13 protein-coding genes and 1 tRNA gene are annotated in these 12,160 nt (G+C 62.7%); 12 read left to right on the top strand and 2 right to left on the bottom strand.

All coding sequences use genetic code 11. From position 1 onward, the window contains the following. The first annotated feature begins 116 nt into the window (after window positions 1-116). The 9 genes from RHEC894_RS13955 (at window position 117) to RHEC894_RS13920 (ending at window position 8,048) form a co-directional block, all read left to right on the top strand. Window positions 117-1,094 carry an ABC transporter substrate-binding protein gene (locus RHEC894_RS13955; RefSeq protein ID WP_085737701.1) on the top strand — a complete coding sequence of 326 codons (978 nt, stop codon included), beginning with the start codon at window positions 117-119 and terminating at the stop codon, window positions 1,092-1,094. Between the two features lie 7 nt (window positions 1,095-1,101). Further along, on the top strand, window positions 1,102-2,796 hold the full coding sequence (locus tag RHEC894_RS13950) for an iron ABC transporter permease (RefSeq protein WP_085737700.1): 1,695 nt from the start codon (window positions 1,102-1,104) through the stop codon (window positions 2,794-2,796). Further along, on the top strand, window positions 2,784-3,803 hold the full coding sequence (locus RHEC894_RS13945) for an ATP-binding cassette domain-containing protein (protein WP_010067235.1): 1,020 nt from the start codon (window positions 2,784-2,786) through the stop codon (window positions 3,801-3,803). The genes RHEC894_RS13950 and RHEC894_RS13945 overlap by 13 nt, the downstream gene beginning before the upstream one ends. 119 nt (window positions 3,804-3,922) lie before the next feature. Then, window positions 3,923-5,032, top strand: coding sequence for an endonuclease/exonuclease/phosphatase family protein (locus RHEC894_RS13940; RefSeq protein WP_085737699.1), 1,110 nt, complete (start codon window positions 3,923-3,925; stop codon window positions 5,030-5,032). An 8-nt stretch (window positions 5,033-5,040) separates the two neighbouring features. Beyond that, window positions 5,041-5,811: a DNA mismatch repair protein MutT gene (locus RHEC894_RS13935; RefSeq protein ID WP_085737698.1), complete on the top strand. Its 771-nt coding sequence runs from the start codon at window positions 5,041-5,043 to the stop codon at window positions 5,809-5,811. A 466-nt stretch (window positions 5,812-6,277) separates the two neighbouring features. After that, window positions 6,278-7,189, top strand: coding sequence for a PhzF family phenazine biosynthesis protein (locus RHEC894_RS13930; protein ID WP_085737697.1), 912 nt, complete (start codon window positions 6,278-6,280; stop codon window positions 7,187-7,189). A gap of 17 nt (window positions 7,190-7,206) precedes the next feature. Then, on the top strand, window positions 7,207-7,527 hold the full coding sequence (locus tag RHEC894_RS33020) for a hypothetical protein (protein WP_164517690.1): 321 nt from the start codon (window positions 7,207-7,209) through the stop codon (window positions 7,525-7,527). After that, window positions 7,522-7,597: transfer RNA gene (locus tag RHEC894_RS13925), tRNA-Lys, on the top strand. The genes RHEC894_RS33020 and RHEC894_RS13925 overlap by 6 nt, the downstream gene beginning before the upstream one ends. 154 nt (window positions 7,598-7,751) lie before the next feature. Beyond that, on the top strand, window positions 7,752-8,048 hold the full coding sequence (locus RHEC894_RS13920; protein ID WP_010066326.1) for a hypothetical protein: 297 nt from the start codon (window positions 7,752-7,754) through the stop codon (window positions 8,046-8,048). 28 nt (window positions 8,049-8,076) lie between these two features. Here the strand turns inward: RHEC894_RS13920 and RHEC894_RS13915 are convergent, their stop codons facing one another. Next, window positions 8,077-8,313, bottom strand: a complete 237-nt coding sequence (locus RHEC894_RS13915; RefSeq protein WP_245339470.1) for a hypothetical protein — start codon at window positions 8,311-8,313, stop codon at window positions 8,077-8,079. A gap of 266 nt (window positions 8,314-8,579) precedes the next feature. On the opposite strand from RHEC894_RS13915, the gene RHEC894_RS13910 reads away from it, so the two are divergent. After that, window positions 8,580-8,882, top strand: coding sequence for a hypothetical protein (locus RHEC894_RS13910; RefSeq protein ID WP_085737696.1), 303 nt, complete (start codon window positions 8,580-8,582; stop codon window positions 8,880-8,882). A gap of 316 nt (window positions 8,883-9,198) precedes the next feature. Here RHEC894_RS13910 and RHEC894_RS13905 read toward each other — a convergent pair whose 3' ends face one another. After that, window positions 9,199-9,507: a hypothetical protein gene (locus RHEC894_RS13905; RefSeq protein WP_010066626.1), complete on the bottom strand. Its 309-nt coding sequence runs from the start codon at window positions 9,505-9,507 to the stop codon at window positions 9,199-9,201. A gap of 334 nt (window positions 9,508-9,841) precedes the next feature. On the opposite strand from RHEC894_RS13905, the gene RHEC894_RS13900 reads away from it, so the two are divergent. Both RHEC894_RS13900 and chrA read left to right on the top strand, forming a co-directional pair. Then, a complete protein-coding gene (locus RHEC894_RS13900; protein WP_085737695.1) occupies window positions 9,842-10,663 on the top strand; it encodes a sulfurtransferase/chromate resistance protein in 822 nt (273 codons plus the stop codon). A gap of 1 nt (window position 10,664) precedes the next feature. After that, on the top strand, window positions 10,665-12,086 hold the full coding sequence (chrA, locus tag RHEC894_RS13895; RefSeq protein ID WP_085737694.1) for a chromate efflux transporter: 1,422 nt from the start codon (window positions 10,665-10,667) through the stop codon (window positions 12,084-12,086). Window positions 12,087-12,160 lie beyond the last annotated feature (74 nt).

Below are 12,160 nucleotides of genomic sequence, written 5' to 3'. Positions count from 1 at the left end.
CGGCAGGGCGGATGAAGGGCCGGAGAAGGTTGTGAATCCGGCCGCAGGCCGCTGTCACATCCCTGTCAACGGCCCGCCATAAGGGAAGGGTGACGCAATTCCCGAGGATCACACTCATGAAAACGATCGTTTCCGCCGCAGCCCTTCTTGCCGCGAGCCTCCTTGCCGTTTCGGCTTCGGCCGCAAACCTCGTTCTCTATACCAGCCAGCCGAATGAAGACGCGCAGGCAACGGTCGACGGTTTCATGGCCGCCAATCCCGATATCAAGGTCGACTGGGTGCGCGACGGCACGCCGAAGATCATCGCCAAGCTGCAGGCCGAGATCCAGGCCGGCAATCCTGTCGCCGATGTTCTCCTGATCGCCGATATGGTGACGCTGGAGCGCCTCAAGGAAGACGGCAAGCTGCTGGCCTACAAATCGCCGGAGGCCGCAGGCTACGACGCCAGCCTCTATGACGCCGACGGCTATTATTACTCGACCAAGCTGATCACAACAGGCATCATGTACAACACCTCGGCGGCTATGAAGCCGACGAGCTGGAAGGACCTGACCAAGCCGGAGGCCAAGGGCCTCGTCACCATGCCGAGCCCGCTCGCTTCGGGTGCCGCGCTCATCCACGCCCAGACGCTGGCCGCCGTCCCTGGCCTCGGCTGGGACTTCTATAAGTCGCTTGCCGAAAACGGCGCGATCGCCGCCGGCGGCAACGGCGCCGTGCTGAAGTCGGTCGCCTCGGGCGAGAAAGCCTATGGCATGGTCGTCGATTACCTGCCGATCCGCGAAAAAGCCAAGGGTGCGCCCGTCGAGTTCGTCTTCCCGAGCGAAGGCGTCTCGGCCGTCACCGAGCCGGTCGGCATCTTCGCCAGCACCAAGAACGCCGATGCCGGCAAGAAGTTCGTCGATTATGTGCTCTCCGAAAAGGGCCAGGAGGGCTTCCTCAAGCTCGGCTATATCCCGGCCCGCAATGGCATGAAGTTGCCGGAAGGTTTCCCGGCGCGTGATGCCATCAAGGTGCTGTCCATCAAGGCGGCCGAAGCGCTCAAGAATACCGACCAGGATCTGAAGACCTTCTCGGGCATCTACGGCTCGAACTGATCCCTTCATGCAAGGATATATCAAAACCGGAAACAGCCAGCCCGCCTGGCTCTTTCCTTTTATCGTTATATCAGTCCTGATCCTCAGCGTGCTGCCGCTCGCCCGCCTTGCCATGGTCGGGATATGGGCTTTCGCAAATGGCGGCGTGATCGATGTTCTCAGCGCCCCATCGCTCTGGTCGGCGACCTATTACACCATCGTCACGTCAGTTCTCGGCACGGTGATCTCGCTCGCCATCGGCTGCCTCTTCGCCTTCCTGTTGACGCTGACCGATATCCGTCGCAAGGGGCTGCTCAGCTTCTTCTTCGTGTTGCCGATGATGATCCCGCCGCAGGTGACCGCACTTGCCTGGGTGCAGATGTCTGGCCCCTCCAGCCCGCTCTTGAAGGCGCTGTCGCTTGCGCCTCCGATGGGCTCGCCGCAGCCGCTTTATTCGCTGAGTGGCATCGCGCTGCTCTATGGCGTGCAGCATGCGCCGCTGGTCTATCTCGCGCTGCGCGCAGGGCTGATGACGCTGCCGCGCGACGGCGTCGAAGCGGCGCGGCTTTCCGGCGCCTCCAGCCTGCGGGTGTTTCGCGACATCATTTTGCCCCTGTCGCTGCCCGGCATCATTGCCGGGGCGGCGATCTCATTCGTCTCCTGCACCGGCAATTTCGGCATTCCCGCCATTCTCGGCATTCCCGCCTCGATCTTCACGTTGCCGACGTTGATCTTCACCAAATTCTCAGCCTTCACGAGCCGCACCTTCGGCGATGTCGCCGTGCTCTCAGGCATCATCGCGATGATCTCGGTCGCCGGGCTGATGATCCAGGATCGGGCGCTGCGCGGCCGCGACTACCGCGTCATCGGGCTATCGGGAGCGAGTGCCGCCTTCGAGCTCGGCGCCTGGCGCTTCGTCTTCACGCCGCTCCTCTGGGCGATCCTGTTCTTCATGCTGGCCGCACCCTTTTTTGCATTGGTCGCCGGCGCACTGGTGCCGGCCTATGGCGTGCCGCTGACCTTCAAGACCATGTCACTGCATGCCTTTGAGGAGATCCTGTTCCGGCAGGCGGTGACACGCACCGCTTTCATCAATTCGCTGTCGCTCGCCAGCGCCACCGCGCTTTGTCTCCTGGTGGTGACAGTGCTGACGGCCTATGCGCTGACGCGGCGCAGAGATGCGGTTTCCCGCATCGTCTCCAGCTTGATCGAGATACCCTATTCGCTGCCCGGCATCGTCATGGCGGTGTCCTTCATTCTGGTCTTCGCCGCTCCGATCCCGTTCCTCAACGTCTCGCTCTACGGCACGATCTGGATCATCCTGATCGCCTATTTCTCCTCCTTCTTCGCCGTCAGCCTGAAGCCCATAGTCAGCGCCTTTCATCAGCTCGATCCGGCGCTGGAAGAGGCCGCGCGGCTTTCCGGCGCCGGTTTCTTCCGCAGGCTTTTCGATATCATCGTGCCGCTGATTGCACCCGCCGCCGGCGCCTCCGTCATCCTCGTCTTCCTGATCGCCTGCAACGAACTGACGATCTCGGCGCTGCTCTGGTCGGCCGGCACCCAGACGCTCGGCGTCGCCATCTACAATCTCGACGACAGCGGCAGTTCCGACCTTGCCTCGGCACTGTCCGTGCTCGTCGTGCTCATGGTCGTCGTCATGATGCTGCTGCTCGAGTGTCTCGCCAAACGCTTGCCGAAAGGGGTGGTCCCATGGCGCAACTGATCCTCAACCGGGTGGCCAAGGATTTCGGCACGGGGCGGGTGGTCGTCAGCGATTTTTCGCTCGACGTGCGCGAGGGCGGTTTCCTGGCGCTGCTCGGGCCTTCCGGCTGCGGCAAGACGACGGTTCTCAGGATGATCGCCGGTTTCGAGACGCCCTCCGACGGCTCAATCCATCTCGGCGAGCGGCTGCTGGCCGATGCCGCCCAGTCGCTGCCGCCGGAGAAGCGCAACATGGCGATGGTCTTCCAGTCCTATGCGCTCTGGCCGCATATGAGCGTCGCCGACAATGTCGGCTATCCCCTGAAGGTGCGCGGCGTCTCCGGCGAGGCTTACCGGGCGAAGGTCGGCGAGGCGCTTTCCACCGTCCGGCTCGCCGACTACGCCGGGCGGCGGCCGGCCGATCTCTCCGGCGGCCAGCGCCAGCGCGTGGCGCTCGCCCGCTGCCTGGTGACATCGCCTGATGTCGTGCTGCTCGACGAGCCGCTCGCCAATCTCGACCGACATCTGAAGCAGGAGATGGAGGAGACCTTCCGAGAATTCCACCGGCGCTCGGGCGCGACGATGATCTATGTCACCCACGACCAGAGCGAGGCGATGGCGCTGGCGACCGACGTCGCCGTCATGTCCGAGGGGCGCCTGCTGCAAGTGGCGCCGCCGGCCGAGATCTATGCCCGGCCGGAAGGGCGCATCGTCGGCGGGCTGATCGGGCGAGGCGCGATCCTGACGCTGCCTGTCATGGGCGGCGAACGCCATCTGGAGTGGGACGAGCTGCAGGATGCGCTGCAGGCGGCCAATACCGATGGCGCCGATATCCTCGTGCGGCCGGAGGATGTGAGCATGGGCGGCGAGGGGGCTCCCGCCACCGTCGAATCCGTGCTTTTCGAGGGCGAGCGTTACGCCGTGAAACTGATGCTCGGCAACGGCCAGACGTTGCGCGCCTACAGCCGAGTCGTCGTCGAGCCGGGTGAAGCCTTACGCGTTGTCATCCGCGCCGGTTGGCGGCTTTGAGGCGAGGCAAGAGCTGCGTCTGGGCTGCAAGAGGGATGTTTGTCCGCATAATTCTTGGCTCGCCATCTTTCCCTGCGGCGATTGCCCGTTAAGGTACTGCCCGCAACCGGACCCTTGCCATGTCGCTTCGTCTCGCCACTTTCAATGTCGAAAATTTGCTGACCCGTTTCGATTTCACCGGTTTCCGCAACCAGCTGCGCCAGGACCGCGTCATCAAGCTTTTCGAGGTCAATAGCGAGGGCGTCTACCAGCAGCTCGAGCAGGCGCGCGTGATCGCGGCGACCGACGACACCAGGCAGATGACGGCGCTGGCGATTGCCGATGCGGATGCCGATATTCTCTGCCTGCAGGAAATTGACAATATGGCCGCCCTGCACGCCTTCGAATACGGCTATCTCTTCCGCATGGTCGGAAACGGCTATCGCCAGAAATTCCTGGTCGAGGGCAATGACAGCCGCGGCATCGACGTCGCCGTCCTGATGCGCGAGGAAACGCGCGACGGCCGGAAGATCGAAGTCAGAGATATCAGAAGCCATGCGATGACGACCTATCGCGATCTCGATCTCTTCGACGAGGAGCTGGCGCTCACCAACCGCATCGACGACAAGATCTTCAAGCGCGATTGCCTGGAACTCGACCTTCTGATCGGTGGCCGGCCGCTTTCGCTCTATGTCGTGCATTTCAAATCGATGGGCAATCCGCGCGACGGGCTCGACGGGCGCCAGTCGACCATGGCGATCCGCCGGGCCGAGGCGCGCGCCGTGCGCCGCATCATCGAGGACCGCTTCGGCGCCGATCAGGCAGGCACGAAGAGCTTCGCCATTTGCGGCGATATGAACGATTATCAGGAGCGGGTCGATGTCATCGGCCGGCGCGGCACCGATTACCGCTTCGAGCATAGGCAAGAGGCCGAAAGCGCCCTCGACGTCTTCAGCCGCGACGGCTTTGCCGAAAACGTCGTGTGCCGCCGCGAGGCCCTCGACCGCTGGACGCTCTATCACTCCCGCGGGCCGCAGGAGCAGTGGCTCTGTCAACTCGATTATCTCTGGCTTTCGCCAGCGCTCGCCGCCCATAATGCCGGCCGCCTGCCTGAAATCATCCGCAGCGGCCAGCCCTATCGCACCATCCTCCCGCCGGGGCAGGAGGTGGAGCGTTACCCGCGCACCGGCTGGGACCGGCCGAAGGCGTCCGATCACTGCCCCGTCGTCATGACACTGGATCTCCCCTGAAAGCGAACATGAAAACCAATTTGAACATGAATTTCCCGCACAGCGATTTTTCCGATGATTTCGCCGGCTGGCCGCCGGAGGCCACGGTCTTCCGGATCGCCGGCGTCGATCTGCGCGTCCTGCCCGGACCCCATCCACTTGTTGTCGCCGAGGAGACTGACATCCGCGAGAACTGGGCCAAGGAAACGGCCGCCAACCCGGCGCTGTTCGACGGGCGCCTGGTGTTCCAGCAGCAGCTGTCGCTTGGTGAGGACGGGATTTCGGGCGAGGGCTATGTCACTCCCTTTTCCGCTTTCATGTGGTGGCGCCGCCAGCCGCAGCGCCAGGGCGGCCTGCACATCTTCGCCTATCCCGTCCTCGAAAGCGCCGATGGCGCGCTGGTGGCGATCCGCATGGGCGCCCATACCGCCAATCCCGGCCAGGTCTATTTCGCCGCCGGTTCGCTGGAGGCGGAGGATATCGTCGACGGGCGCTGCGACATCGAGGCCAATATGCGCCGCGAAGTCCATGAGGAGACCGGCTTCAACCTTTCCGATGCTGTGGCGGGGCAGGAGCTCTACGCCAGTCACGCCAACCGGACGGTGACGCTCATGCGCCTCTTCCGCTTCGACCTGACGGCCGACGAAATGGTGGAGCGGATCGAGGCCCACATGCTGGTCGCCGAGGACAAGGAGATCGCGGGTGCTGTGGCAATCCGCTCGGCCGATCACTCGGCCTATCCGTATAACCGGGCGATGCTGCCGGTGATTGACTGGTATTTTGGGAAGGTCTCTGCATGACGTCAGAGAGAGGGCGCGGTTCAGCAGCATACATTTTACCGGCATGCCGTGTGACACCCCCTCTGCCCTGCCGGCCATCTCCCACAAGGGTGGAGATCGGCTGGGCGTGACGGCCCCCCAACAACTAAAATATTGTGATTACTATGCCGGTTGAGGGGGGAGCGGCGGTCAGGCCTCGTGCCAATCTCCACCCTTGTGGGAGATGGCCGGCAGGCCAGAGGGGGGCGCACGGCATGCCGGCTCTATTCCTGCGATAATCGCGTTCTTATCAATAGATTCCCGAAGGACTACTCCAACGCCGCCTACCCAAGAAACAAAAATCGATTTTCATTAAGCATCACGCGCAAATTCAAGACTACCGGCGTCTTCCGCCGGACATGCGTTGTTCTTAGCGGACTTACCGCCTTGCACTCGGCCGCTCGGTCGGGCAGTTTGGCGGCGCGATGACCGATTCAAGGAGGCCGATGTGGCGCGAAGCTACAGCGTCTATGACGTGTTCACCGATCGAAAGCTTGCCGGCAATCCGCTGGCGGTGATCTTCGACGGAGACGATCTCAGCGACGAGGCGATGCAGGCGATTACTCGGGAGATCAATCTCTCGGAGACGGTTTTCGTGCAGCCTTCGAGCAATCCCGCCTATGCGGCCAGGATCAGGATATTTACCCCGGGGCGCGAATTGCCGTTTGCCGGCCATCCGACGGTCGGCACGGCGATTGCGCTCGCCGAACGGACGCATGGCGCCGTAAACCGCGATCTCGTCACCGTCATCGAGGAAAATGTCGGGCCGGTGCGCTGCGCCGTGCGGCTGAGGGAGGGCGAGGCGAGCTTTGCCGAATTCGACCTGCCGCGCAAATCGCAGCAGGCCGTCATGCCGCTCGACAAGCTCGGGATGGCCGATGCGCTGTCGCTGAAGGTCACCGAGATCGGCTTCGAAAATCACGTGCCCTCGATCTGGAGCGCCGGCGTTCCCTTTCTGCTCATTCCGGTGCACGATGTCGGCGCCGCGCAACGGGTGGAATTCGATCCGCAGCTATGGGAAAAGATCGTGCCCTTCGTCGATGGCGCGCTTGCCTCGGCCTATGTCTATTGCCGCGGCGGCATCAACCACGTGGCCAAGTTCCATGCGCGCATGTTCGCAAGCGGCATGGGCATCGTCGAAGACGCGGCCACTGGTTCGGCGGCGGCGGCACTCTCCGGCGCGATCCACCATTTCGACCGGCTGACGGACGGGCATCACCCGATCATGATCGAGCAGGGCGTCGAGATGGGCCGGCCCTCCTTCATCCACCTGCATATCGATGTCGACGGCGGCGCGATTTCCAATGCGCGGATCGGCGGCCAGGCGGTAAGGCTGGCGAGCGGCACGCTCGACCTTTGATGTCGTCAGAGTGCCGCGTGGCCGACAGGCCGCGCCACGGCTGTTCTAAAGCGCGCCGCGATCTTTCGGATTCGCTTGGCCACGCTTTAGGTCTTTGGTTTTCCGCATGTCTTCAGCGCAAAACCGCTGCACACTTTTGCGCGACATGCTTTATGCGTTTGAATCTGTGGATGATCCCTTGCGAAAACCGGTTCCGATTTTCGGGGCTACGTGCCGCATTTCAGCCGTGCAGAAAAATCTTTGCAATTAACCAAAGAAATTTCGCCGATGTGCTGGACAAGCCTGCCGATCCTGTTTATACGCCCCGTCACACCGCGCAGCCAAGCGCGAACGGGTGATTAGCTCAGTTGGTAGAGCAGCTGACTCTTAATCAGCGGGTCGTAGGTTCGAGCCCTACATCACCCACCAAATCTCTTGAAAAGATTGATGGATTTTAAACCAGGCCGGATTTTCCGGCCTGCCGGAAATCGTTCCGGAACGCGGCGCCGTGGTTCGCCCTCTCAGAACCACTGGCCGCATCGATCCGCTCGCCCTATCTTCCTGTGATAGACTGGAGGGGGCCATGAGAAGCGTCATTTTCGCTGTCGCCTTGTCTTTGCCGCTGCCGGCTTTTGCCGCCGGGGTGATGCAGGTCAAGGCGGGGGATCACAGCTGCGGGGAGATTGCGCAGATCATCCGACAAAATAAGAAGGTGTTTGTCCGTGTCGGTTTCGGCGGCCGCAGCTTCCGCTATCCGCCGGCCCAATGCAGCCTGGGCGACAAGCGCACAACGACCAGCTTTCGCGATGCAGCGGGCAAGCAGTGCGTTCTCGACTATGCCTGCGTCCTCGACCCCGCGTCGTCCTATAATTTCCCCTGATATTCGAAGGTCGGGATCGGCAGGCGCCTCAGTCGCGTTCGGTCGGCTTGACGCCGAGGAGCCAGAGGGCTCCGAGGATGAAAATCACCAGGGCCGCCATCGCCGCCATGGGCGGTGCGTATTGCGAGAAAGAGTAGGACTTGTCGAGGGCGGAGAAGTGAATGGCCGCAACGGCAAGCTTTCCGGTGATCAGAAGGGCCACGGCGCCGTTTCTGGCGTATCGACCGATCCTGCGCCAGTCATAGGTCGCATCATTGCCGGGCACCGGAGCGGCCTCGATCCGCTTTCGCTCGAGTAATGTGGGGCGCTCGAGTAATGCGGGGCGCTCGGGTGATGCGGGGCGCCTGCGTCCAAAGGTCGGTTTCATGGCCGGCAGGATAGGCGAAACATCTTAACGGATCGGGATGCGCGCGGCATGATCGATCGTGCGCTAATTCCGTCCAGGCCGTTTGCAGGCTATCATACGGTCTTGAAGGCTGGCGGCATGGATGCATGTGGCCTATCTCTGCCCTCTCATGTTCAGGAGTCTCCATGAAAAGCCTCGTTCTGGCCGTCGCGCTGTTGCTTCCCTCCGCAGGCTTTGCGGCCGAGACAGTGGAGGTCAATGCCAGGGATCATAGCTGTGGGCAGCTTGCGCAGATCATCCGCCAGGACAAGAAGGTCTTCGTGCGCATGGGTTTCGGTGGGCGCAGTTTCCGCTATCCGCCGGCGAGATGCAGTCTGGGCGATAAATACGACACTGCGAGGATCAAGGACGGCGACGGCAAGCTCTGCCTGCTCGACTATGAGTGCGTGTACGATCCGCAATCCTTCTACAACAGGATTCCCAAGTAATCGTCGAGCCTGCGAGGGCCGAGCCGGTTCGCCGGCGATGATGAGGACAAGAAAAAAGGCCGGGCGAAATTCGCACCGACCTTCCTCGATTTGTCTCGACGACGGCTGCCAGTACATCCGTGGTCAGCCGTCGGAGACAAGCTCAATGATTGAAATATAAGGCTTGTTCGAAGAGGTTCAAGGGCTGGCGGTGAAAAGATGCCCCGTGCCGGCACATAACTTGTTCCTTCTCGGACCAATCAAAACCATGAACCATCCCTGGCGTGTCGGACACGGCGCGCCAAGGATCGTTCCAGCTTCTATGTGCCGAGCAGGGTTACTGCTGGGCAGGGGCGGCCGGCGGAGTGGCCGGGGCTGGTGCCGGTGCGGGCGTTGCGCTGTTGTCGGTCGGAGCAATCGGCTTGACCGGCGCCGGCTCGGATTGGGTCGTGGAAGCTGTCGTGTCCGGGGATGTGCCGGGGGTGCTCCACTGCGAGTAGGCGAATGCAGCGACAGCGATCACGGCCAATGCGGCGACCCAGACAACCCATGTGTTGCTGCTGCGCGCGCTCGGCGTGGTGCGCAGATCCAGATTCGGGTTCAGCGGGCGGTTCGGGTCGTTGGCATTATTGGGGTCGTACGTCATGGTACTTTCTCCTCTTTCGGTGAGAGAGAAATGGCCGAGTGGGCTTTTTGTTCCATTCTGGGGCCGAAGTGTTTGTGTTGGCGAGGTTTTTGGGATGTGAGCGGCTCCTTGAACAGCAGGCGAAAGGCATTGCGGAGGATGACACCGGACGAGATAGGGCATTGTCATACGCACAGCGCAGCTGCCGTGTAGACAGGCATAACCGCAGCGGAGGCGTCGTCCTTGACAGGATGGCGTCTCTTTGCCAATGCTTTGGTTCTGGGGTCGCGATCACCCCACGAGGCGTCATGCTGAAGAATCGCGTCCGGTAAACCCGATCTACGGAGGACGCGTCATGCCGTCATTTCTCGAAATTTCTCCCGACAAGCTCAATCGCCTCATCGGAACTCCCGGTGCGCCTACCATCATCGATGTGCGTACGCAGGAGGATTTCGCGCTCGATCCGCGCCTGGTTCCGGGCTCGATCCGGCGCGACTATACCGACGTTGCATCCTGGGTCGATAGCATCGATGCCGATGCCGATGCCGTTGTGGTGGTGTGCCAGAGGGGCGCCAAGCTCAGCCATGGCGTTGCCGCTTATCTCAGACATGCCGGGATCGAGGCAGAAAGCCTCGAAGGCGGCTTCGAAGCCTGGGTTGCGGCCGGACCTGTCGTACCAGAGGCGAAGCTGCCGCGCCGCGACAGGCAGGGGCGCACCGTCTGGGTGACCAGGGCGCGGCCGAAGATCGACCGCATCGCCTGTCCCTGGCTGATCCGGCGCTTCGTCGATGCCCACGCCGTCTTCCTGTTCGTGCCGGCGCCTGACGTCATCGCCGTCGGCGAGCGCTTCGGGGCCGTGCCTTTCGATATCGAGGACGTGTTCTGGAGCCATCGCGGCGAGTTCTGCACCTTCGACCTGATGGTCGAGGAATTCGGGCTGGCGTCCGAACCGCTCCTGCACCTGGCGAAAATCGTCAGGGCGGCGGATACGGCAAGGCTCGATCTCGCGCCCGAGGCATCGGGCCTGCTTGCCGCCTCGCTCGGTCTCTCCAGAATGTATTCCGACGATCTGGAACAGCTCGAGGCGGGGATGCTTCTCTACGACGCCTTCTTCCGCTGGTGCCGCGATGCGACCGAGGAAACCCACAATTGGCCCGCGCCGAAAAAGAGGGCATGAGATGGTCGATATGACACAGAATGTGCCCGCCGGGCAGGCGGGGCGGAAGGACGCGGGCGAGGGGAATCACCACGGTATCTCGTTCGGAGAGGCCTTCCGGGTGTGGCTGCGCGTCGCCGCCTTGAGCTTCGGAGGCCCGGCCGGCCAGATCGCCGTCATGCATCGGATCATCGTCGACGAGAAACGATGGATCGGCGAGCACCGTTTCCTGCATGCGCTGAATTATTGCATGCTGCTTCCCGGCCCCGAGGCGCAGCAACTCGCCGTCTATATCGGCTGGTTGATGCACCGCACATTGGGCGGTCTCGTCGCCGGCATCTTGTTCGTGCTGCCGGGCTTCCTGTCGATCCTCGTCCTCAGCTATATCTATGCGGCCTATGGCAGCGTCGGCATCGTCGCCGGCCTGTTCTTCGGGCTGAAGGCGGCCGTGCTTGCCGTCGTCGTGCAGGCCGTCATCCGCATCGGCGGTCGGGCGCTGAGGAATCGCGTCATGCTGGCGATTGCGGCCGCGGCCTTCGTTGCCATTTTCTTCTTTCGCGTGCCGTTCCCGCTGATCGTGCTGGCTGCCGCCATCGCCGGTTTTCTCGGCGGCCGCTTCGGGCTCGAGGCCTTCAGCCCCGGCGGCGGCCACAAGGCCGCCAGCAGCGCGGTGCTGTCTGATGCCGACTCGGCGCTCGGCGAGGGCATACCTGATCATGCCCGCCCCAATCTCGCCTGGTCGCTGCGGATCTCGGCGGCGCTGCTTGCCCTCTGGCTCGTGCCCGTCGCAGCGCTTTACGCGTTCTTCGGGCCGGGCGACGTCTTCAGCCAAATCGGGCTGTTCTTCAGCAAGATGGCGGTCGTCACCTTCGGCGGGGCCTATGCCGCGCTCGCCTATGTCGCGCAGGAGGCGGTGCAGCGTTTCGGCTGGCTGAAAGCGGGCGAGATGCTCGATGGTCTCGGCATGGCCGAGACGACGCCGGGGCCGCTGATCATGGTCCTTCAGTTCGTCGGCTTCATGGGCGCCTACCGCAATCCCGGATCGCTCGATCCGATGCTCGCAGCCACGCTTGCGGCAATCCTGACGACCTGGGTGACGTTCGTCCCCTGTTTCCTCTGGATCTTTCTCGGCGCGCCGTTCATCGAAAAATTGCGCGGCAATGTCGCGCTCGCCGGCGCGATGTCGGCCATCACGGCTGCGGTGGTGGGCGTCATCCTCAATCTCGCCATTTGGTTCGGCCTGCACACGCTGTTTGCCGAGGTCGCGACGATCCACCTTGGCGGTTTGCGGCTCGATATCCCCCTGCTGCAATCGGCCGTGCCGCCGGCCATGGCGCTGTCGGCCGCCGCCGCCGTCGCCATCTTCCGGTTCAAGACGTCGGTCATCACGACGCTGCTTGCCTGCGCGATCTCAGGAATGCTCTGGACGCTGGCCGTCGGCTAATGCTTGTCCCGGACATTGCAGCGGTTCCGGGGCGGCACGCATCAACAAAGAACTGAAGAGCGTGGTATGAAGCA

The sequence above is a fragment of the Rhizobium sp. CIAT894 genome (assembly GCF_000172795.2).
Taxonomy (GTDB): Bacteria; Pseudomonadota; Alphaproteobacteria; order Rhizobiales; family Rhizobiaceae; genus Rhizobium.
This window is presented reverse-complemented; position numbering and strand designations above follow the sequence as displayed.

What these genes read in the sequence shown, in the direction of transcription:
- RHEC894_RS13955 (WP_085737701.1), top strand. Translation starts at nt 117, where the DNA reads ATGAAAACGATCGTTTCCGCCGCAGCCCTTCTTGCCGCGAGCCTCCTT.
- RHEC894_RS13950 (WP_085737700.1), top strand. Translation starts at nt 1,102, where the DNA reads ATGCAAGGATATATCAAAACCGGAAACAGCCAGCCCGCCTGGCTCTTT.
- RHEC894_RS13945 (WP_010067235.1), top strand. Translation starts at nt 2,784, where the DNA reads ATGGCGCAACTGATCCTCAACCGGGTGGCCAAGGATTTCGGCACGGGG.
- RHEC894_RS13940 (WP_085737699.1), top strand. Translation starts at nt 3,923, where the DNA reads ATGTCGCTTCGTCTCGCCACTTTCAATGTCGAAAATTTGCTGACCCGT.
- RHEC894_RS13935 (WP_085737698.1), top strand. Translation starts at nt 5,041, where the DNA reads ATGAAAACCAATTTGAACATGAATTTCCCGCACAGCGATTTTTCCGAT.
- RHEC894_RS13920 (WP_010066326.1), top strand. Translation starts at nt 7,752, where the DNA reads ATGAGAAGCGTCATTTTCGCTGTCGCCTTGTCTTTGCCGCTGCCGGCT.
- RHEC894_RS13910 (WP_085737696.1), top strand. Translation starts at nt 8,580, where the DNA reads ATGAAAAGCCTCGTTCTGGCCGTCGCGCTGTTGCTTCCCTCCGCAGGC.
- RHEC894_RS13905 (WP_010066626.1), bottom strand. Translation starts at nt 9,507, where the DNA reads ATGACGTACGACCCCAATAATGCCAACGACCCGAACCGCCCGCTGAAC.
- RHEC894_RS13900 (WP_085737695.1), top strand. Translation starts at nt 9,842, where the DNA reads ATGCCGTCATTTCTCGAAATTTCTCCCGACAAGCTCAATCGCCTCATC.
- chrA (WP_085737694.1), top strand. Translation starts at nt 10,665, where the DNA reads ATGGTCGATATGACACAGAATGTGCCCGCCGGGCAGGCGGGGCGGAAG.